Raw genomic sequence first — 19,353 nt, 5'->3', positions numbered from 1 at the left:
CCGCTCGGCTTCGCCTCGCTACATGGAACCGGGGACAGAAGAATCACCTCTCCGTCAGCTTGAACTCGATGCGGCGGTTGCGGCGGTTTGAATCATCATCGGTTCCAAGCTCCAGCGGCTGGAACTCGCCAAAACCCGTCGCGGCGATATGGTTCGCGGGAATGCCTTTGCTGACGAGATATTGCACGACCGACACGGCGCGCGCGGTCGAGAGATCCCAGTTCGACTTGAACTGACCCGTTCCCGACAGCGGCCGCGAATCGGTGTGTCCGTCGACGCGCAAAATCCAGTTCACATCTGGCGGAATTTCGCGTGCGAGATCGGCGATGGTCGAGGCGAGCTTGTCGAGCTCCGGCATGCCGGCCTGCTTCAATTGCGCCTGGCCGAGATCGAAGAACACTTCCGACTGGAACACGAAGCGATCGCCAACCACGCGGATATCGGGCCTGGCGCCGATGATCTCGCGCATGCGTCCGAAGAATTCAGAACGATAGCGCGTCAATTCCTGCACGCGCTGCGCCAACGCCACATTGAGCCGCAGGCCGAGATCGGCGATGCGCGTCTGACTTTCCTTCTCCTTGTTCTCGCTTGCGCCGAGCGCCTCCTCGAGCGCGGAGATCTGCCGGCGCAACGCCGCCATCTGCTGATTCAATGTCTCGATCTGCGCCAGCGCCCGCTGGGTGATCTGCTTTTCGTCGAGGAGCGCGCGCTGCGCCGTGTTCGCCGCGGCCGCCGCGTCGCCGCCGGTGGCAAGCTGCTCCTCAAGCCGCTTGCGCGCCACATCAGCCGCATTGAGCGTGATGTTGGCGAGGCCGAGACTGTCTTCGAGCGATTTCTTGCCGGCGCGCTCCAGCGCCAGCATATCGGTCAGTTCCGAGAGTTGGCGTTGCAGGCGTTGCAGCGCCGTGTCGCGGCCCGCGATCTCCTGGCTGAGCAGGAACTGGCCCATGACGAAGACCGAGAGCACGAAGATGATCGCGAGCAGCAGCGTCGAGAGCGCGTCGACGAAGCCCGGCCAGTAATCCATGCCGCCGGAGCGGCGGCGGGACGCGGACGCCATCAGTTCAACTCCGCTGATGTTCGCGCGCCAGCCTCTCCAGCAGCGCCTTCATGTCGCGCTGCTGTTCGGCCTGGGCGTCAACCCAATCGCGGATCATCTGCTGCTCATTGCGCATGTGATGCACGAGGCCCTGGATGCCTTCGGCCAGATTGGCGAGCGCCTGCGTCGCCGAACGGCTGGTGGAGAGATCGGCCAGCGTCGCCTGCAACCGGTCGAGCGTCGGCTTGAGATCGGCCATGCCTTGTGGAACGGCGGCGGCGAAGGCGGGCGCTGTCACGCCGGCGATCACGGTCGGCTCCGACGTGCGCGGCGTCGAATCAACCGCGCTGCGCGCCAGCCACTCCTCCAACTCGTTGGCGAAGCGATTTTGCGCCTGCCCGGCCTGGAGATCGAGGAAGCCGAGGATCAGCGAACCGGCGAGGCCGAACAGCGAGGACGAAAATGAGATGCCCATGCCGCCGAGCGGCGAGGCGAGGCCTGTCTTCAATTCATCGAACAGCGCGCCGGCTTCACCGCCGGTGCGCATGGAGGCGATCACCTTGCCGATCGAACCGACCGTATCGATCAGACCCCAGAACGTGCCGAGCAGTCCGAGGAAGACGAGCAGGCCTGTGAGATAGCGGAGGATGTCACGCCCCTCGTCGAGGCGCGCCTCCAGCGAATCGAGCACCGCCCGCAGCGTGCCGGTGGAGATCGGCGTGCGGCCGGCGGCGTCGCCAAGCAGCGCCATCATCGGCGCGAGCAGCACCGGCGGCTTGGGTTGGCGGTCGCTGTCGGAGGCGCGGCGCAGCGAATTCACCCAGCGCACTTCGCGGAACAGCCGGACGGTCTGCCGCACTGCGAGAATGATGCCGATCAACAGCACCGCCGCGATCAGACCGTTGAGGCCAGGATTGTACAAAAAGGCGGAGACGATCGGCCGCTGCAGGATCAAGCCGACGAAAGCGGCGAGGATCACGAAGACGGCCATCCGCACCAGATGGATGCGCGGCGGCGTCAGCCGCTGGCCTTCCAGATCGTCGTAACCGCTCACGGGCGCAGCCTCTCCAAACCGTCCGCGAGGGCATGTTCGGACGGGCCGCCCGCGCGCGCAAGTGGCGGATCGATTGATCGTCTTGACAAGGCGCCGACCCGGCCAAATGCTCGCTTTTGAACGGCCTGCCGACGCGCGGCCGCAAGCGTAGCCGGCGACAAATCCGGGAAATTAATCAGGTCGGCGCGCCTCGCGGGGATCGATGAATGGCCGCGCGAATTTAAGATCGAGATATCGCGAAATCGATTGAGCTTTTTACATCGCCACAAGGCGAAACAATGAGGGGACGAACATGACACTCCAAATCGGCGATCTCGCTCCCGACTTCACGGCCGAAACCACGCAAGGAACCATCCGCTTCCATGACTGGATCGGCGATTCCTGGTGCGTGCTGTTCTCGCACCCCAAGGATTTCACGCCGGTCTGCACCACCGAGCTTGGCTATATGGCGAAGATCAAACCGGACTTCGACAAGCGCAACGTGAAGATCATTGGGCTCAGCGTCGATCCCGTCGACAATCACGGCCGCTGGGCGCGCGACATCGAGGAGACGCAAGGCGCCGCGCCGAATTATCCCATGATCGGCGACACCGATCTCAGCATCTCGAAGACCTGGGGCATGCTGCCAGCGGCGGCGTCAGGCGACGCCTCGAAGCGGACGCCCATGGACAACCAGACGGTGCGCAACGTGTTCGTCATCGGACCGGACAAGAAGATCAAGCTGATCCTCGTCTATCCCATGACGACAGGCCGCAATTTCGATGAGGTGTTGCGCGTCATCGATTCCTTGCAGCTCACCGCCAAGCATCGCGTCGCGACGCCGGTGAACTGGAAGCAGGGCGACGACGTCATCATCGCCGGTTCGGTTTCGGACGATGACGCCAAGAAAATCTATCCCGCAGGCTGGCGCGCGCCGAAACCCTACATCAGAATCGTGCCGCAGCCCGGCCAGTCCTGATCCTCATCTGATCAGAGGGGCTCCGCCATGATCTTTCGACAGCTCTTCGATCAGACCTCAGGCACCTACAGCTACCTCCTTGCCAGCCGTCGCGGCGGCGAGGCGCTGATCATTGATCCCGTGCTGGAGAAAGTGGATCGCTATCTCCAGCTCATGCGCGAACTTGATCTCAGGCTCGTGAAGGCCGTCGACACTCACGTCCACGCCGACCATGTCACTGGCCTTGGCGCGCTGCGCGACCGCACCCATTGCGTCACGGTCATGGGCGAGCATAGCGGCGTCGATGTCGTCTCGATGCGCGTCACTGAAGGCGACAAGGTGGAGATCGAGGGCGTCGCGCTCGACGTGCTCTACACGCCAGGCCACACCGACGATTCCTACAGCTTCCTGCTGAAGGACCGCGTCTTCACCGGCGACACGCTGTTGATCCGTGGCACCGGCCGCACCGATTTCCAGAATGGCGATCCGCGCGCGCAATATCAGTCGCTGTTCGGCAAGCTGTTGAAGCTGCCCGACGAGACGATGGTTTTCCCGGCGCACGACTACAAGGGCGAAACAGTCAGCACGATTGGCGAAGAGCGGGCGTTCAATCCGCGCCTGCAGGTGAAGTCGATGGACGAATATGTCGACCTCATGAACAATCTGAAGTTGCCCAACCCCAAGATGATGGATGTCGCGGTTCCCGCGAATCTGCGCATGGGCCTGTCACAGGAGGAGATCGAGCATCGCGGCTGGGCTGTCTCACCCGCCGATGCGATTCCATTGCTCGAACGGCGCGACGTGGCGCTGGTCGATCTGCGCGAGCCGCGCGAGCGCGAGCGGCACGGCGTCATTCCGGGCTCGCTACACGCGCCCTACAACGAGTTGAACGAAAATGTCCGCCCCGGCGGTCTGCTCTATGAGCTGGCGCAGTCGACGGGAAAACGCATCATCTTCTACTGCGCCTATGGCGAGCGGTCGGCGATGGCGGTTCAGGCGGCGCAGGACGCCGGCATCGCATCCGCCTGCCACATCCATGGCGGGCTCGGCGCCTGGAAGAAGGCTAACGCGCCGCTTGTGCAGATAAATGGTTGACGACGGCCGGTCGTCAGCGAAGCGCTATGCGGCCTTCTTGAGCGCCGCGAGCAGAGCCAGATGAATGGCTTCATTGCCGGCGCAGACGTCAGTCGTGTCGACGGTGAATTCGCCGCCCTTCATATTGCTGATGAAGCCGCCGGCCTCGCGCACGATCAGCGCGCCGGCCGCGATGTCCCATGAATTGAGCTTGCGCTCCCAGAAGCCGTCGAAGCGGCCGCAGGCGACATAGGCGAGATCGAGCGCCGCGGCGCCCATGCGGCGCACATTCTGGAATGTCAGCATCGCCTGCGCGATCTCGCGCTGCGATTCGGCGTGGCCGCCCTTGCCGATATGGGGAATGCCGGTGCCGATCAACGCTTCCGCGCTCGACCGTCGCGCCGACACGCGGATGCGCCGGTTGTTGAGATAGGCGCCCTGCCCCTTCTCGCCGATGAACAGCTCTTCCTTGATGAAGTCATAGACCACGCCGGCGACGAGAGCGCCATCGCGCTCCAGCGCGATCGAGATCGCCGCGTGCGGGATCGCGTGCAGGAAATTGGTGGTGCCGTCGAGCGGATCGATATGCCAGCGATGGCTCTGATCGCTGCCTTCGACGACGCCCGACTCCTCCATCACGAAACCATAGCCGGGCCGCGCCTTCGACAGGGATTCGAAGATGATCTTCTCGGCCTTCTTGTCGGCGGCCGAGACGAAATCGCCCGGCCCCTTCATCGACACCTGAAGATTCTCGATCTCGCCGAAGTCGCGCTTGAGCGAACGCGACGCCTTGGTGGCGGCGTCGATCATCACGGTCATGACGGGCGTGCGGATCATGGCGAGACCAGACGTCGAATCGTGCAGCGAAATGGATTATTCGGCGTCGGCGTCGGAACGGCGGCCCTGATTGATGTTGGCGAACACCGCGTCGGCGTCGATGTCGGCTTCACGACGCGGCGACGAGCTTTCCGCCGGCGCGGCCGGCTTCGCGGTGGTCGACTCCGCCGGCAGAAGACGGGCGCCGGTCTCCATCGGGGCTGGCTTCTCCTTGGCGGCGCGCGCCACCTCGAAATCGAGATCGATCTGCGAGCAGAGGCCGAGCGTCACCGGGTCCATCGGCTGAAGCTGAGCGGCGTTCCAGTGGGTGCGATCGCGGATTTGCGCGATGGTCGATTTGGTCGTGCCGACAAGACGCATGATCTGCGCGTCTTTCAGTTCGGGATGGTTGCGCACCAGCCAGAGGATGGCGTTCGGCCGGTCCTGACGACGCGACAGCGGCGTGTAGCGCGGTCCCTTGCGGCTGGTGGAGGGAGCGGGCACCGCGACCTTGGGCGCCAGCACCTTGAGGCGCACGCCCGAATCCTTCTCGGCGCGCGCGAGCTCCTCGCGGGTGAGCTGGCCTGACGTGACGGGATCGAGGCCCTTGATGCCGGCTGCGACCTCGCCGTCGGCGATGCCCTTCACCTCCAGCGGGTGCAGGCCGCAGAAGGCCGCGATCTGCTCGAAGGTAAGCGCGGTGTTGTCCACCAGCCATACTGCAGTGGCCTTGGGCATCAGGGGGCCGGTCGTCATGGGGCGAAAATCCCTCTCGGCTGCGGCCGGCGCTCGGGAAGCGTCCGGGCAAAATCTCTCATGGTCAGGCCGGCCTCCCCGGCCGGCCATCCCGATCATCACTGATGTTCTGGGATGGCGCGCCTATAGCCGAAGGGGCGGACGGGCGCAAACGAAACAGGCGCCGGCATGGCCGGCCGCCGTCTCAGGCGAGATATCGGCTGGCTACCGAGCGATCTCCGCCAACGCACGCCGTATTGCGATCTCCACTGGCGAGTAATCGCCTCCTTCCCGCTCCAGCCGGTAGGGTTCTCGGAGCCCCAGAGACGGCTGCGCCATGAAGCGCGGCGTCGATCCGCGATGGGCCTGCGCCGCATGGACGAGGAACGGATGGCAGAGATAGACCGTCCCCGCCTCTCCCGCGGCCAGCGCCTCGGACCGATCAGCTCCCATGTCATCCAGCTCCATCCGGGACCGGCCTGCCTCCCCGGCAGGCGCAAGATAGCGCGCCATATCCAGATGCGAGCCGACCCTGATCCGGGTCGGCGCGTCCAGCGGACCGACATCGGAAAAGAGGAACAGCATCAGGAGCGCGCGGCCTCGCGAGGCGACATTCACCCGCCATGCAGAGAAATCGTTGCGCTCGCTGGGATCGCAATCGTCGCCTGGGAAGCTGAGATCGACATGCCATCCGGCGTCGCCGGGATCATACGGGTGCGGAAAACGCACCGGAAATGCCCCGAGATCATTGCGCGGGGACCACCGCCCCTTGCCGACGAGTTGGTCGATAGCGGCGCAGACGGCCGGCGCGTTCACGGCCTTCTTGAACGGCTCCTGCCCATACCAGCCAAGCCGGACGACCGGCCGCGTCCACGTCGTCGGATTGTTGGCGTCGCAGGGAATGTCTCGCCAAAGAATGGCGCGACATTCCTCCGCCAACTCGCGCGGAAAAGCGTGATCGATCCGAACGAATCCATCCCGGATGAACTGCTCCACTTGCTTGCCGCTGAGCGTGCGCGAGGTGGGATAATCGCCATAAGTCATGATGCTCACCGTCGTCTGGCCGAACGCAGCGTTCTGAATGGAAATGGCGCGGCCGTATGATCCATCGAACTGCGTCCGGCGAATCGACCGTGACGCAGCGGCTCTTCCGCTCGCTCGAAAGCGAGGCCGTCAGCGGCTCAGGAAGAAGACAGAGGCGATGTTGAAAGCGCGGATCATCATGACAGCACAAAATTAGCGCCACCATTCCAAAACAGCAACGGCCGCCACGGACGATCCGTTGCGCCGCGCCCGCTTGACGGACCGCGCTCGCGGGGCCATTCCGGCCCGCCGATGCAGCCCGTCCTCGCCCTCGCCTTCCCGCAGATCGATCCGATTCTGATCGAAATCGGGCCTTTCGCGATCCGCTGGTATGCGCTCGCCTATGTCGTGGGGCTGATCGGCGGCTGGTTCTATGCGCGCCGTCTCGCCGCGACCGACGCTCTGTGGGCGAAAACCCAGCCGCGCCCCGATCCTGACAGGCTCGACGACATGCTGGTGTGGTGCGCCATCGGCGTCGTCGCCGGCGGGCGGCTGGCCTATGTGCTGTTCTACAATTCCGCCGAATATCTCGCGAACCCGCTGGAAGCCTTCGCGGTCTGGCGCGGCGGCATGTCGTTTCATGGCGGGCTCGCCGGCTGCGGCCTTGCAATTGTTCTTTATTGCCGCCGCAACAATTGGCCGCTCCTTTCGACGCTCGACGTCGCCTGCGCTGTCGCGCCGGTCGGTCTCTTCCTTGGCCGCATCGCCAACTTCATCAATGGCGAATTGTGGGGTCGGCCGAGCGATGTCCCCTGGGCCATGGCCTTTCCCCATGGCGGCCCCTCGCCACGCCATCCCAGCCAGATCTATGAAGCGCTGACCGAGGGCGTCCTGCTCTTCATCGTGCTCGCTTTCGTGATTCGCGCCGGCGGCTTCAAGCGGCCCGGCTTCGTCGCCGGACTGTTCGGCGTCGGCTATGCGCTGGCGCGCACCTTCTGCGAGACTTTCCGCGAACCTGATGTGCAGCTCGGCTTCCTGTTCGGCGGCTGGCTCACCATGGGCATGCTGCTGTCGTTGCCGCTCCTTCTCCTCGGGCTCTGGCTGATCCTGCGCTCGCGGCCGGCGCCCCTCACCGCCACGGCCTCGTGACGCCGCTTCACCGCCGCATCGTCGAACTCATCCGCCGCGACGGCCCGATCGGCCTCGACCGCTACATGGAGCTGTGCCTCGCCGACCCCGAGCATGGCTACTACATGACGCGCCAGCCGTTCGGCGCGCGGGGCGACTTCATCACCTCGCCCGACATTTCCCAGATGTTCGGCGAACTGATCGGCGTCTGGATGGCGACTGTCTGGCGCGCGATGGGCGCTCCAGCGGAAATTCATCTCGTCGAGCTGGGACCTGGCCGCGGAACGCTGATGAGCGATGCGCTGCGGGCGTTGCGCGCGCTGCCCGGGATGACCAATGCGGCGCGGGTTCATCTCGTCGAAACGAGCCCGACATTGCGCGAGATGCAGCAGGCGGCTCTGGTCGGCGCGCCGGCGCCGATCTCATGGCATGAGACGATTGATGCGTTGCCGCGCGCGCCTCTCATTATCGTCGCCAACGAATTCTTCGACGCGCTGCCGATCCGGCAATATCTGCGCAACGAGGATGGCTGGCGCGAACGCCGCATCGGCTGCGACGACGAGGGCCGCCTGCAATTTACGCCGGGCGAACTCACTGAAATTACAGGTCGTGATGAAGCGCCCCCTGGCGCGATCATGGAGACGTCGCCGACCTCGCTCGCGATCATCGAGTCGCTGTCGACGCGCCTTGTCGCGGATGGCGGGGCGGCGCTCTTCATCGATTACGGCCACGCCTTCGATGGCTTGGGCGATACGCTGCAGGCGATGAAGGCGCATCAATATGTCGATGTTTTCTCAACGCCAGGCGAAGCCGATCTCACCGCCCATGTGAACTTCGCGGCGCTTGGCGAAGCCGCTCGCAAGGCCGGCGCGGCGACGCAGGGACCTGTCACACAGGCCGCCTTTCTTCATGCGATGGGCATCGCGACGCGCGCCGCTGCGCTGGCGCGCCGCGCGACCGACGACCAGAAGATCATGCTCGCGGCCGGCATGGCGCGCCTGACGGATACGAAAAACAAACGGGCGATGGGCAGACTGTTTAGAGTTCTCGCCATCAGGACTCCGAACCTGCCGGCGCTTCCGGGATTCGATCAGGAGCCGCAATGACCGACGCCGTCTTCATTTCCGCGCCGGAGCTCACCGAAATCGCGCATCTGCGGCACGCTTTCTTCACACGGCAAGGCGGCGTCTCAGGCGGCATTTTTGCCTCCCTCAATGGCGGCATCGGTTCGAACGACGAGCGCGAGCATGTGCTGGAGAATCGCGCGCGCATGTGCCGCGCGCTGGGCGTCGCCGAAAACCGTCTTGTGACCGTGCATCAGGTGCATTCGCCTGATGTAATCGTAGTCGAGCGCCAGCATCCCGGCGAACGTCCGAAGGCGGACGCGATGGTGACGACGACGCCGGGGATTGCGATCGGCGTCGCGCATGCGGATTGCGGGCCGGTGCTGTTCGCTGATCGCAGGCGGCGCGTCGTCGGCGCGGCGCATGCCGGCTGGAAAGGCGCCTTCACCGGCGTTCTCGAAAACACGATCGCCGCCATGGAGAAACTCGGCGCGCAACGCGAGGACATCGTCGCGGTGCTTGGCCCCACGATCGGACCGAAGAGCTATGAGGTCGGCCCCGAATTCGTCGCGCGCTTTCGAGAAAGCGATGCGGCGTTCCTGCGCTTCTTCTCTCCCTCGCAAAAGGAAGGGCACGCCATGTTCGACCTGCCCGCTTTCATCATCATGCGGCTGGAGCGGACTGGCGTGACGGCTGTCAATTTCGCATCCGACACCTATGCGAACGAAGAACTTTTCTACAGTTATCGGCGCTCGGTGCATTGCAACGAACCAGATTATGGCCGGCTCATCTCGGCGATCGCGGTATTCTGATCATTCACTGCCGGCGACGTCGATGGTTTTCCACGCAAGCCGCTGGCCGGCGTCGACGAAGATCGTCTGGCCCGTGACGCTGCGCGCGTTGGCGAGATAGATCACGGCGTCCGCGATCTCTTCGGCGGCGATCGGCTCGCCAAGCGGCGTCGCCGCCGCCTGCGCCGCGAAATCCTCCGGCGATTGCCTGATATTGGCGAAGGTCGGGCCCGGCGCCACTGAATTGACGCGAAGACGCGGCGCAAGGCTCTGCGCCATCAGATGCGTCGCTGTCTCCAGCGCCGATTTCGACAAGGTGTAGCTGAAGAATTGCGGCGTCAGCTTCGCCACGCGCTGATCGAGGATATTGACGACGGAGGCGCTCGTCTCCGCGGGCAACGCCTTCGCCATGTCGCGCGCCAGCAGCAAGGGCGCGCGCAGATTAATGTCGAGATGGCCGCTCAGGCTTTCCAGCGTGAAGCTCTCGGCGTCATCGGCTTCGAAGATCGAGGCGTTGTTGACGAGCAGCGCAAGCGAACCGAACTTGTCGAAGCAGTCCGAGATCAACCGCGCGCAGGAATCGGCGTCAGCGAGATCGGCCTGCAGAACGACCGCGCGGCCGCCCGAAATCTCAATCGATTTCTGCAGAGACTGGGCTTCCTGAAGCGACTGGCTGCAATGCAGCGCGACCGCATAGCCTTCTCGCGCGAGCCGGAGCGCGATCGCGCGCCCGATGCGCCGCGCCGCGCCTGTCACCAATGCGACGGGCGGATCAATTCCCGCGCTCATGCGCGCCCCGCGTCACCCCTTGAATCTTGTCTCTTCGAACGCCGGCACGCGTCCCGCGAAATTGTCGAGGAACGCCACCAGATTCGGATGGCCCTTGCGCCATTCTCCGTTGAAGCGCAGATCGAGATAGCCGAGCGCGCAGGCGAGCGCGATGACGCCGACATGCGGCGTCGCCGGCAGCGAAGGCGGCGAGGGCTCCAGCGCGGCGAGCGCGCGCTCCACCTTGCCGGCCTGATGCGTCAGCCATTTCGGCTCATGTTTGTCGGCTTCGCGATAGCGCCCTTCATAGACCTGCAGCAGCGCCGCATCCATCAGCCCGTCCGCGAGCGCCTGCAACACCAGCGCGTCAAATCGCGCCGGCCCGTTCGGGATGATCTTGCCGCCGCCGGCGACGCTGTCGAGATATTCGAGGATGACGCGGGAATCATAGAGCGACGCGCCATTTTCCAGCACCAGAGTAGGAATCTTGCCGAGCGGATTCTGCTGACGAATCGAATCGCCGGCATCATTCGTGTCGGTCGCCTCGACCTTGACCTGATCGGTCAGGCCAAGCAGCGCGATCGCGATCTTGACCTTGCGACCGAACGGAGACGCGGCCGACGAACGCAAGATCATCATCGAACTTTTCTCCCCTGCCGGACCTGCGAACCGCTCGCCTCGCCGGGCGCGGCAGATGACACCGCGGCGCGTTCGGGCGCAAGCCAATCGTTGCGCCAGCGCGCCGCGCTGCGGCCGAGGAGCCGCGCCAGCTCCGGCAGCAGGATTTCAAGCTCGTCATGCAGCGTAAAGGGCGGATTGACGATCAGCATGCCGCAAGCCGGCAGGCCGCGCGCCTCCGGCCGATCGACGGCGAGCTCCGCCCGCAGCATCTTTTCAACTCCGGCTTCAACCATGGCGCGCATGAAACGCTCGACGATGGCGGGATCCTTGATCGGGTGCCAGAGCGCGAAAATCCCCGTCGGCCATTTGCGGACCGCCTGCGGCAGCTTTTTCGCGATCACTGCGAATTCATCAGCATCCTCGAAGGCCGGATCGATCAAGACGACGCCGCGACGCTCCGGCGGCGGGATCACCGCGTTGAGCGTGATCCAGCCATCCTGCGGGAGAATCTTGACGCGCCGGTCGCGCCCGATCGCGCCACGCAACGCATCGGCCGTGCCGATATGCGCCTCTGACAGAATGAGCTTGTCCTGCGCGCGCATCAGCCGGCGCGCGATTTCGGGCGAGCCGGGATAGATCGAAGCGCCACGCTCGCGCCTGACATCGGCGAGCGCGGCGCGGAAATCATCGGCAAGCGCCTCGGCCGCATCGCTCATGCGCGCATCATCAAGACGCGCGACGCCATCGCGCCATTCGCCGGCGCGCCCCGCCTCGTCGCCCGAGAGATCATAGAGGCCGGCGCCGGCATGGGTGTCGATGATGCGGAACGCGCCGTCCTTGCGCTTCAACGCCGCGAGAATGCGCGCCAGCGTGAGATGCTTGAGGATGTCGGCAAAATTGCCGGCGTGAAAGGCGTGACGATAGTTCATGTGTTGATCGCTTCGGCCGCCGCCGGTTGCGATGACAAGGACGTCAGCGCATCGCCGGCACGTCGATGTCGCCGCCGCGGCAGTCGCGCTGGCCGACTTCCGGGCACGATCGGAATCCCTTCAGCGACTTGTCAAAGCAGACGCGCACTTCCTGCAGCACGCCGCGTTGGCACGCGACCGAGATCATGTCGGCGCGCAGGCCTGGATTCGCCGCGACGAAGGCGCGTTCGATCTCGCGCGGATCCATGCGCGCATCGCGGTTGAGCTCACGGAAGCGATCGGGAATGCGCACGCTCTCTTTCGCCTGTCGCGCCGCGTTGAAGTAGCCCTGCGGCGGCAACCCTGAACAGGTTCCGTGCTTGCGCCATTCGTAGCGCGCGAGGCCGGCGTCGGGATAGACGCCGCGCGCCGCATCCATGGCGATGCGCGTCGGCTGCCGGTCGGCGCCGCATTCGGTCGGAAAGCCGCGCTCATATTGCGGCCAGAGGCCATGCAGTACGAAGCCCGCGCCGGAGCCGCTGTCGCATTGCGCGCGCCCCTTGCGGTCGCCTTCGAGCGCACAGAAGCCCGGCGACCATGACAGCGCCAGCACATAAAAATCGAAATCGCCGGGCGATGCGCCGCGCTGTTCGCCGCCGCGCTGCGCAAATGCAGGAAGCGCGACGGAGAGCCAGACTCCTGACGCGATAAGGAAAGCGCGCATCAGCTCAGGGGCGCGCCATCTTGCAGTCAGGCGCGAAATAGAATTCGCGATCGAGGCCGGAGACGCACCACTCCGTGCCCCAGCTCCAGCCGATGATCGCGCCGCGCTCGATGATGTTGTAGCTCAGCGTGCGCACGCGTCCGTCCGACATGATGGCCCGCGCCACACAGAATCGCCGCGGGATATAGTCGGCGCCCCAGGGCTGGTAGCCGATCGAGCGGATGCGGTCGACGCTCGAAATCCTCAGCCCCAGCCGCCAGTAATTGTCCTCGCGCTGGGCGAATTGCTGCTGCACGTCGGAGATCACGGCCGGATCGCCGCAGGCCGGAATCGCGCCCGACCAAGACGGATCGCGCTGCTCGGCCGGAATGATGGTGCGCGCCGACGACACCGCCATTGTGGCGAGGCCCGCCGCAGCCGCAAACGCAAACAGACGAACGAATCGTCGCATGGTCGAAATCTCCTGACATTTCACAGTGCTCGCCGCGCATGAAAGGGTCAAGACAAGCGGCGTGCGCCCCTCCTACGATCTATAAGGGCATTTTTGCACAGCATATATTTTAAGTTGCATATAGGACTATGATCTCGTAGATTATGGTGATTCCCGTGATCGGATTGCTCCATGCCGGCGCCCAAGCCTGAAGGTGAGTTGCGAATCGCTCCGCCGCTTCAGCTTGCGAACAGCGGCGATGATCCCAGGCAGGAAACCAAGAAACTGGCGCGGGCGGCGCGCGAAGCCCGCATCCTCTCCCAGATCGAGACCTGCAAGGCGCTGGAGAAGCACGCCTTCCGCCTCGCCGAACTGGCGCGCGAGGCTGATCTCTCCTTCCTCGTCTATCTCTTCGACATGGCCCGCGTCGCCGCCGTCGACGAACGCAGCCGGCTCACCCGCCTCTGAACGGACGATCCCCGATCCGGGAAAGCCCCTCACAAGACGCTCGCGCGCAGGCGCTCGGGCGGCTACCTCTCCCGAAGATCAACTCGTCCCCGGGAGACGGCCATGGCCACCGCCATTCTCTGCAAAGCCTATGGACCGCCCGAAACGCTGACCGTCGAGCAGATTCCCGACGCCATGCCGGGACCCGGCGAAGTCGCGGTGAAGGTCGCCGCGACCGCGCTGAATTTCTTCGACACGCTGATCATTCAGGGCAAGTACCAGATCAAACCGCCCTTCCCCTTTTCGCCGGGCGCCGAATTCGCCGGCAAGGTCGCGGCGCTTGGCGATGGCGTGACAGGATTTTCCGTGGGCCAGCGCGTCGCCGGCTTTCTCGGCCATGGCTGCTGCCGCGATCGCGTGATCGCGCCGCAGACGCGCCTCGTCGCGATTCCTGATGGACTCAGCGATGAGTCCGCCGCCGGCATGTTCGTCACCTATGGCACCTCCATGCATGCGCTCGTCCAGCGCGGCGAGCTGAAATCGGGAGAAACGCTCGCGGTGCTCGGCGCCGCCGGCGGCACGGGATTGTCGGCCGTCGAGATCGGCAAGCTGATGGGCGCGCGCGTGATCGCCTGCGCATCCTCGGAGGACAAGCTCGCGCTGGCGCGCGAGCATGGCGCGGACGAGACGATCAATTACGCCAGCGAAGATATCGGCAAAAGGCTGAAGGAGCTCACGGGCGGCAAGGGCGTTGATGTTCTCTATGATCCCGTCGGCGACAAACTCGCGGAGCCCGCGGTGCGCGCCATGGCGTGGCGCGGGCGCTATCTCGTGATCGGATTCGCCGGCGGCGAAATTCCGAAAATTCCGCTCAATCTTCTCCTGCTCAAAGGCTGCGACATGCGCGGCGTGTTCTGGGGCGCTTTCACCGAACGCGAACCGGTCGAACACAGAAAGAATTTGCAGCAATTGCTCGATTGGGCTGCGGCGGGACGCCTGCGCGCGCATGTCGGCGAAATCTATCCGCCGGAGCGCATTGCCGACGCCATGCATGTGCTGACGCGCCGCGAAGCGAAGGGCAAACTGGTGGTGCGCTTCTGAGCGGAATGAACGATTCAACCCTCACGCGGGATCGCGAAGCGTTCATTCGCGCGCATACGCGGCTCACGCCGACGCCGCATGCGCCGTCGATCAGCCTGCATGTCGCCGATGAAGCGACGGCGCTGTGGGAGAAGACCGAGGAAGAACTTGGCGAGATGGGATTGCCGCCGCCCTTCTGGGCGTTCGCCTGGGCCGGCGGTCAGGCGCTGGCGCGCTACATCCTCGATCATCCCGAGACCGTGCGCGGCAAGCGCGTGTTTGATGTCGCATCGGGATCAGGTCTGGTCGCCATTGCGGCGGCGCAGGCCGGCGCGGCTTCGGTGATCGCGAACGAGATCGACGAATTCGCACTTGCGGCGATTGCGCTCAACGCGAGCGTCAATGGAGTAAGGATCGCGATCGAGGCCGGCGACAAGATCGGTGCGGCTGCTGACGCCGACATCATCTGCGCCGGCGACGTGTTTTATGAGCGCGACATGGCGACGCGCATCGCGGATTGGTTGAGCGAGCGCGTCAACGCCGGCGCGCTGGCGCTGGTCGGCGACCCCGGCCGTTCCTATCTGCCAAAGGAGCGGCTCGAACATCTCGCGAGTTATATGGTGCCGGTCACGCGGGCGCTGGAGGACGCCGAGATCAAGCGCGCCAGCGTCTGGCGCTTCGTCAGGTGAGCTTCCGCCGCGCGGGTGCGTTTCGCCTGCAGGAGTGGTAACGGGACTTATGGATCATTCCCACGATCATCCGCACCGGCTGCAGACGGTCTGCTCACATGCGCATGATCATGCGCGCCGCGCGCCGCAGGCCCTGGCCGAGGTCGAGCGGCTGTGCGCGCAACGCGGCGTCCGGCTGACCCCGATCCGGCGCGCCGTTCTCGAAGCGCTTTACGCCACCCATCAGGCGGTCGGCGCCTACGACCTGATCGAGATGGTCGGCGCGCGCGGCAAGCGCCGCCTGGCGCCGATCACCGTCTATCGCGCGCTCGACTTTCTGCTCGCGGAGGGCTTCGCCCACAAGCTCGCCAGCCGCAACGCCTTCATCGCCTGTCCGCACTTTCATGCGCCGGGCGAAATGGTCGTCTTCCTGATCTGCGACCAATGCGGCGGCGTCGATGAGATCGCGAGTCCCGACCTCGCCAAGAGTCTCAACAGCCTGATCGGCCACGAAGGCTTCGCGGCGGAGACGCGCGTGCTCGAATTGTCAGGCCGTTGCGCCCATTGCCGGGCGCCTTCCCTATCGGCGCCGACCGCCGTCGCCATGGCTTGACCCGGCCGGCGGCTTCCGCCACTCACTGCCGACGCCCGCGCGAACTCCACGCAAGCAGGTCGATGAACGCCATACCTGATCCCGTGATTGCGCCGACCCATGCCGGTCCGGCGGAACGCCAGCGCACGGTTGGCGTGATGGTCGGCAAGGTCATGGTCGGCGGCTCGGCGCCTGTCGTCGTGCAATCGATGACGAACACCGACACGGCCGACGTGGACTCGACCGTGCGGCAGGTCGCGGCGCTGGCGCAAGCGGGCTCGGAGCTCGTGCGCATCACCGTCGACCGTAAGGAAGCAGCCGCCGCGGTGCCGCATATCCGCGATCGTCTGGCGCGCATCGGCATCGACGCGCCGCTGATCGGCGACTTCCACTATATCGGCCACACGCTGCTGAAGGAGCATCCGGCCTGCGCCGAAGCTCTGGCGAAATACCGCATCAATCCAGGTAATGTCGGCTTCGGCGAGAAGAAGGACCGGCAATTCGCCGAGATTATCGAAATCGCCGCGCGCCATGACAAGGCGGTGAGGATCGGCGCCAACTGGGGCTCGCTCGATCAGGAGCTGCTGACGCAGCTCATGGACATCAATTCATCGTCGCCGAGTCCGGTTTCGGCGCGCGCCGTGACGCGGGAAGCCATGGTGCGTTCGGCACTGCTTTCGGCCGGCCGCGCGGAAGAGCTCGGCCTGCCGAAGAACCGCATCATTCTGTCGGCGAAAGTGTCGGCGGTGCAGGACCTCATCGCGATCTATCGCGAGATTGCGCGCCGCTCCGACTATGCGCTCCATCTCGGCCTGACCGAAGCCGGCATGGGATCGAAGGGCATCGTCGCCTCTTCCGCCGCCATGGGAATCCTGCTGCAGGACGGCGTCGGCGACACGATCCGCGTGTCCCTCACACCCGAGCCCGGCGGCGACCGCACCCTTGAAGTGAAGGTCGCGCAGGAGCTTCTGCAAACCATGGGCTTCCGCACCTTCGTGCCGCTCGTCGCGGCCTGCCCCGGCTGCGGCCGCACGACCTCGACCGTGTTCCAGGAACTCGCCTCCGACATCCAGAGTTGGATTCACGCCTCGATGCCGGGCTGGCGCGGCGTCTATCCCGGCGTCGAGAACCTCAATGTCGCCGTCATGGGGTGTATTGTGAACGGCCCGGGCGAATCCAAACATGCTGACATCGGCATTTCGCTTCCCGGCACGGGCGAAAGCCCCGTGGCCCCCGTCTTCATCGACGGAAAGAAGGCGGCGACCTTGCGCGGCCCTGGAATCGCCTCTGAATTCAAGGCGATGGTCGCGACCTACATCGATCGACGTTACGGAATGGGCGGTCAGGCCCCCTGAGCCCGCGGCATGGCGGACCTGCGTCAGGCGCTCCGGCCTGCATGTCGCGTCTCGCCGGCCCGTGCTAGAGACGCCGCCCTTTCGCACTGCAACATGGACCCGGAGACGCCCTGATGGGGCAAATCACCCCCGCGACGGCCGAGCCGACCGCCCCGGTCCCTGACGCCCACGCGCCCGCGCCGAAACCGGCCGGCCATTCCCATCATCCCGAGGCTCACAGCGTCACCGCCCTGGCGCTCGGCGCGATCGGTGTGGTCTATGGCGATATCGGCACCAGCCCGCTTTACGCGCTTCGCGAGACGGTGAACGCCGCCACGGGTTCCGGCGAAGGACGCGAAGCCGCCGCGGTGGCGCCGGAAGTTCTGATCGGCGTCATTTCGCTGATTCTCTGGTCGCTCATCCTGATCGTCACGGTGAAATATGTGATGATTCTGATGCGCGCCGACAACAATGGCGAAGGCGGCACGCTGACGCTGGTTGCGCTCGCCCATCGCGTCGTCGGTCGCCGTTTGCCTGTTCTCATTCTGGGCATGGCCGGTTCGGCGCTGTTCTTCGGCGACGCGGTCATCACGCCGGCGATTTCCGTTTTATCCGCGGTCGAAGGGCTCAAGCTCGTCACGCCGGTGTTCGAAAAGAATCCGAATTACATCATCTGGATCTCGGTCGTGATCCTGCTCGTTCTGTTCGGCGTGCAAAGCCGCGGCACTGCGAGAGTCGCCGCCTGGTTCGGCCCGATCACGCTGGTGTGGTTCCTAGTGATCGGTGCGCTTGGCCTCTGGCATATTTTTGATGATCCACGCGTGCTGGCCGCCATCAATCCCTGGCGCAGCGTCCGCTTCTTTGTTGATCATCCCGGCGTTTCGCTGGTCGTGCTCGGCTCCGTCTGTCTGGCGGTCACCGGCGCTGAAGCTCTCTACGCGGATATGGGCCATTTCGGCCGCAAGCCGATTCAGGCCGCATGGGCCACGGTCGTTTTCCCTGCTCTCGCGTTGAACTATCTCGGCCAGGGCGCGCTGATCCTGTCAAATCCGACCACGATCGATGATCCGTTCTACAAGATGGCGCCGGACTGGTTCCTGCTGCCGCTGGTCATTCTCGCGACGGCCGCGACCATCATCGCCAGCCAGGCCGTCATCACCGGCGCCTTTTCGCTAACGCAGCAGGCGATCCAGCTCGGCATCCTGCCTCGGCTCGAAATCCGGCACACCTCGGAGACGCAGCACGGCCAGATTTATATGCCGCGCGTAAATTCGATCCTGCGCGTCGTCGTGATCGCATTGGTGCTGGTCTTCCAGACGTCTTCGTCGCTGGCGCACGCCTATGGCATCTCCGTGTTCGGCACCATGACGGTGACGACGGTGCTTGCGATCGTCGTGATCTGGAAAGTGTGGAAGTGGAAATGGTGGACCGCGGCGCTTCTCATGGCGCCGTTCGTGATCATCGAATTCGCGTTCCTTTCGGCGAATCTGCTGAAATTCTTCCAGGGCGGCTTCGTGCCCGTGCTGTTCGCCGTCGGCCTGATCTTCCTGATGACGACCTGGGTGAAGGGCAACCGCATCCTCTTCGCCAAAACGCGCAAGGCCGACGTGCCGCTGGTCGAGCTTGTCGGCATGCTGGCGAAGAGCCCGCCGCACAAGGTTTCCGGCACCGCCGTTTTCCTCACCAGCGATCCTGAAACGGCGCCGACCGCGCTGCTCCACAATCTCAAGCACAACAAGGTGCTGCACGAGAAAAACGTCGTGCTCACCATCAAGACCACCGACACGCCGCGCGTGCCGGACGGCGAGCGCATCTCGATCGAACCGATCAGTGAAGGCTTCTGGCGCGTGAAGCTGACCTTCGGCTACATGGAATCGCCGAACGTGCCGCGCGGCCTGGCGGCGCTGCGCAAGCAGGGATTCAAGTTCGACATCATGTCGACCTCGTTCTTTTTGTCGCGACGCGCGATCCGCCCGGCGGCGCAGTCAGGCATGTCGCTCACGCGCGACAAGATGTTCATCGCGCTGGCGCGCAATGCGACGGACGCCACCGACTTCTTCCAGATTCCCACCGGCCGCGTCGTCGAGGTCGGCACGCAGGTGACGGTCTGAGCGCTCGCG

21 protein-coding genes are annotated in these 19,353 nt (G+C 64.8%); 11 read left to right on the top strand and 10 right to left on the bottom strand.

What is annotated here, in order from left to right; all coding sequences use genetic code 11:
* Positions 1–43 precede the first annotated feature (43 nt).
* Together L8F45_RS25860 and L8F45_RS25855 are read right to left on the bottom strand one after the other, a co-directional pair.
* Complete coding sequence (locus L8F45_RS25860; protein ID WP_425330046.1) at positions 44–1,063, bottom strand: peptidoglycan -binding protein; 1,020 nt, start codon at positions 1,061–1,063, stop codon at positions 44–46.
* A 1-nt stretch (position 1,064) separates the two neighbouring features.
* Positions 1,065–2,030, bottom strand: a complete 966-nt coding sequence (locus L8F45_RS25855; protein WP_342363574.1) for a MotA/TolQ/ExbB proton channel family protein — start codon at positions 2,028–2,030, stop codon at positions 1,065–1,067.
* A 355-nt stretch (positions 2,031–2,385) separates the two neighbouring features.
* Between L8F45_RS25855 and L8F45_RS25850 the strand changes: the two genes are divergently transcribed.
* Both L8F45_RS25850 and L8F45_RS25845 read left to right on the top strand, forming a co-directional pair.
* Positions 2,386–3,051 carry a peroxiredoxin gene (locus tag L8F45_RS25850; RefSeq protein WP_342360701.1) on the top strand — a complete coding sequence of 222 codons (666 nt, stop codon included), beginning with the start codon at positions 2,386–2,388 and terminating at the stop codon, positions 3,049–3,051.
* Between the two features lie 27 nt (positions 3,052–3,078).
* Entirely contained in the window at positions 3,079–4,125 is a 1,047-nt protein-coding gene (locus tag L8F45_RS25845; protein ID WP_342360700.1) for an MBL fold metallo-hydrolase, read from the top strand.
* Between the two features lie 24 nt (positions 4,126–4,149).
* Here L8F45_RS25845 and L8F45_RS25840 read toward each other — a convergent pair whose 3' ends face one another.
* From L8F45_RS25840 to L8F45_RS25830, 3 genes are all read right to left on the bottom strand, one after another.
* On the bottom strand, positions 4,150–4,941 hold the full coding sequence (locus L8F45_RS25840) for an inositol monophosphatase family protein (protein WP_342360699.1): 792 nt from the start codon (positions 4,939–4,941) through the stop codon (positions 4,150–4,152).
* 36 nt (positions 4,942–4,977) lie between these two features.
* Positions 4,978–5,676, bottom strand: coding sequence for a DUF1013 domain-containing protein (locus L8F45_RS25835; RefSeq protein ID WP_342360698.1), 699 nt, complete (start codon positions 5,674–5,676; stop codon positions 4,978–4,980).
* A gap of 204 nt (positions 5,677–5,880) precedes the next feature.
* The gene (locus tag L8F45_RS25830; RefSeq protein WP_342363573.1) at positions 5,881–6,699 is read right to left on the bottom strand and encodes a phytanoyl-CoA dioxygenase family protein; all 819 of its coding nucleotides are present in this window, start codon (positions 6,697–6,699) and stop codon (positions 5,881–5,883) included.
* Between the two features lie 291 nt (positions 6,700–6,990).
* On the opposite strand from L8F45_RS25830, the gene lgt reads away from it, so the two are divergent.
* The 3 genes from lgt to pgeF are packed head-to-tail and all read left to right on the top strand — an operon-like array spanning position 6,991 to position 9,682.
* A complete protein-coding gene (gene lgt / locus L8F45_RS25825) occupies positions 6,991–7,827 on the top strand; it encodes a prolipoprotein diacylglyceryl transferase (RefSeq protein ID WP_342360697.1) in 837 nt (278 codons plus the stop codon).
* Positions 7,824–8,912 (top strand): class I SAM-dependent methyltransferase, encoded by a 1,089-nt coding sequence (locus L8F45_RS25820; RefSeq protein ID WP_342360696.1) that lies wholly within the window; start codon positions 7,824–7,826, stop codon positions 8,910–8,912. The genes lgt and L8F45_RS25820 overlap by 4 nt, the downstream gene beginning before the upstream one ends.
* Positions 8,909–9,682 carry a peptidoglycan editing factor PgeF gene (gene pgeF / locus L8F45_RS25815; protein WP_342360695.1) on the top strand — a complete coding sequence of 258 codons (774 nt, stop codon included), beginning with the start codon at positions 8,909–8,911 and terminating at the stop codon, positions 9,680–9,682. The genes L8F45_RS25820 and pgeF overlap by 4 nt, the downstream gene beginning before the upstream one ends.
* Here pgeF and L8F45_RS25810 read toward each other — a convergent pair whose 3' ends face one another.
* Genes L8F45_RS25810 through L8F45_RS25790 form a run of 5 tightly spaced genes read right to left on the bottom strand, consistent with a single transcriptional unit; the run spans position 9,683 to position 13,133 of the window.
* A complete protein-coding gene (locus tag L8F45_RS25810) occupies positions 9,683–10,450 on the bottom strand; it encodes an SDR family oxidoreductase (RefSeq protein WP_342360694.1) in 768 nt (255 codons plus the stop codon). It lies immediately after the preceding gene.
* A gap of 12 nt (positions 10,451–10,462) precedes the next feature.
* Positions 10,463–11,068, bottom strand: a complete 606-nt coding sequence (locus tag L8F45_RS25805; RefSeq protein ID WP_342360693.1) for a glutathione S-transferase family protein — start codon at positions 11,066–11,068, stop codon at positions 10,463–10,465.
* Positions 11,065–11,979 carry a 23S rRNA (adenine(2030)-N(6))-methyltransferase RlmJ gene (locus L8F45_RS25800; protein WP_342360692.1) on the bottom strand — a complete coding sequence of 305 codons (915 nt, stop codon included), beginning with the start codon at positions 11,977–11,979 and terminating at the stop codon, positions 11,065–11,067. The genes L8F45_RS25805 and L8F45_RS25800 overlap by 4 nt, the downstream gene beginning before the upstream one ends.
* Before the next feature lie 43 nt (positions 11,980–12,022).
* Positions 12,023–12,682, bottom strand: a complete 660-nt coding sequence (locus L8F45_RS25795; RefSeq protein WP_342360691.1) for a ribonuclease T2 family protein — start codon at positions 12,680–12,682, stop codon at positions 12,023–12,025.
* Positions 12,683–12,686: 4 nt separating this feature from the next.
* On the bottom strand, positions 12,687–13,133 hold the full coding sequence (locus tag L8F45_RS25790) for a hypothetical protein (RefSeq protein WP_342360690.1): 447 nt from the start codon (positions 13,131–13,133) through the stop codon (positions 12,687–12,689).
* Positions 13,134–13,304: 171 nt separating this feature from the next.
* On the opposite strand from L8F45_RS25790, the gene L8F45_RS25785 reads away from it, so the two are divergent.
* The 6 genes from L8F45_RS25785 (at position 13,305) to L8F45_RS25760 (ending at position 19,344) form a co-directional block, all read left to right on the top strand.
* Positions 13,305–13,580, top strand: a complete 276-nt coding sequence (locus L8F45_RS25785) for a hypothetical protein (RefSeq protein WP_342360689.1) — start codon at positions 13,305–13,307, stop codon at positions 13,578–13,580.
* Positions 13,581–13,682: 102 nt separating this feature from the next.
* On the top strand, positions 13,683–14,660 hold the full coding sequence (locus L8F45_RS25780) for an NADPH:quinone oxidoreductase family protein (RefSeq protein WP_342360688.1): 978 nt from the start codon (positions 13,683–13,685) through the stop codon (positions 14,658–14,660).
* Between the two features lie 5 nt (positions 14,661–14,665).
* Entirely contained in the window at positions 14,666–15,328 is a 663-nt protein-coding gene (locus L8F45_RS25775) for a class I SAM-dependent methyltransferase (RefSeq protein WP_342360687.1), read from the top strand.
* 49 nt (positions 15,329–15,377) lie between these two features.
* Positions 15,378–15,920: a Fur family transcriptional regulator gene (locus L8F45_RS25770; protein ID WP_342360686.1), complete on the top strand. Its 543-nt coding sequence runs from the start codon at positions 15,378–15,380 to the stop codon at positions 15,918–15,920.
* A gap of 62 nt (positions 15,921–15,982) precedes the next feature.
* Positions 15,983–17,254 (top strand): flavodoxin-dependent (E)-4-hydroxy-3-methylbut-2-enyl-diphosphate synthase, encoded by a 1,272-nt coding sequence (gene ispG / locus L8F45_RS25765; RefSeq protein WP_342360685.1) that lies wholly within the window; start codon positions 15,983–15,985, stop codon positions 17,252–17,254.
* A 113-nt stretch (positions 17,255–17,367) separates the two neighbouring features.
* Positions 17,368–19,344, top strand: coding sequence for a potassium transporter Kup (locus L8F45_RS25760; RefSeq protein WP_342360684.1), 1,977 nt, complete (start codon positions 17,368–17,370; stop codon positions 19,342–19,344).
* Positions 19,345–19,353: the final 9 nt, after the last annotated feature.

The organism is Terrirubrum flagellatum (assembly GCF_022059845.1).
In the GTDB taxonomy this organism is placed as follows: domain Bacteria; phylum Pseudomonadota; class Alphaproteobacteria; order Rhizobiales; family Beijerinckiaceae; genus Terrirubrum; species Terrirubrum flagellatum.
The sequence above is the reverse complement of the archived record's forward strand: the minus strand, read 5'-3'. Positions and strand labels throughout refer to the sequence as shown.

Coding starts and splice junctions, on each gene's coding strand:
- L8F45_RS25855 (WP_342363574.1), bottom strand. CDS start 2,030: ATGGCCGTCTTCGTGATCCTCGCCGCTTTCGTCGGCTTGATCCTGCAG.
- L8F45_RS25850 (WP_342360701.1), top strand. CDS start 2,386: ATGACACTCCAAATCGGCGATCTCGCTCCCGACTTCACGGCCGAAACC.
- L8F45_RS25845 (WP_342360700.1), top strand. CDS start 3,079: ATGATCTTTCGACAGCTCTTCGATCAGACCTCAGGCACCTACAGCTAC.
- L8F45_RS25840 (WP_342360699.1), bottom strand. CDS start 4,941: ATGATCCGCACGCCCGTCATGACCGTGATGATCGACGCCGCCACCAAG.
- L8F45_RS25835 (WP_342360698.1), bottom strand. CDS start 5,676: ATGACGACCGGCCCCCTGATGCCCAAGGCCACTGCAGTATGGCTGGTG.
- L8F45_RS25830 (WP_342363573.1), bottom strand. CDS start 6,699: ATGACTTATGGCGATTATCCCACCTCGCGCACGCTCAGCGGCAAGCAA.
- lgt (WP_342360697.1), top strand. CDS start 6,991: ATGCAGCCCGTCCTCGCCCTCGCCTTCCCGCAGATCGATCCGATTCTG.
- pgeF (WP_342360695.1), top strand. CDS start 8,909: ATGACCGACGCCGTCTTCATTTCCGCGCCGGAGCTCACCGAAATCGCG.
- L8F45_RS25810 (WP_342360694.1), bottom strand. CDS start 10,450: ATGAGCGCGGGAATTGATCCGCCCGTCGCATTGGTGACAGGCGCGGCG.
- L8F45_RS25805 (WP_342360693.1), bottom strand. CDS start 11,068: ATGATGATCTTGCGTTCGTCGGCCGCGTCTCCGTTCGGTCGCAAGGTC.
- L8F45_RS25800 (WP_342360692.1), bottom strand. CDS start 11,979: ATGAACTATCGTCACGCCTTTCACGCCGGCAATTTTGCCGACATCCTC.
- L8F45_RS25795 (WP_342360691.1), bottom strand. CDS start 12,682: ATGCGCGCTTTCCTTATCGCGTCAGGAGTCTGGCTCTCCGTCGCGCTT.
- L8F45_RS25790 (WP_342360690.1), bottom strand. CDS start 13,133: ATGCGACGATTCGTTCGTCTGTTTGCGTTTGCGGCTGCGGCGGGCCTC.
- L8F45_RS25785 (WP_342360689.1), top strand. CDS start 13,305: ATGCCGGCGCCCAAGCCTGAAGGTGAGTTGCGAATCGCTCCGCCGCTT.
- L8F45_RS25780 (WP_342360688.1), top strand. CDS start 13,683: ATGGCCACCGCCATTCTCTGCAAAGCCTATGGACCGCCCGAAACGCTG.
- L8F45_RS25775 (WP_342360687.1), top strand. CDS start 14,666: ATGAACGATTCAACCCTCACGCGGGATCGCGAAGCGTTCATTCGCGCG.
- L8F45_RS25770 (WP_342360686.1), top strand. CDS start 15,378: ATGGATCATTCCCACGATCATCCGCACCGGCTGCAGACGGTCTGCTCA.
- ispG (WP_342360685.1), top strand. CDS start 15,983: ATGAACGCCATACCTGATCCCGTGATTGCGCCGACCCATGCCGGTCCG.
- L8F45_RS25760 (WP_342360684.1), top strand. CDS start 17,368: ATGGGGCAAATCACCCCCGCGACGGCCGAGCCGACCGCCCCGGTCCCT.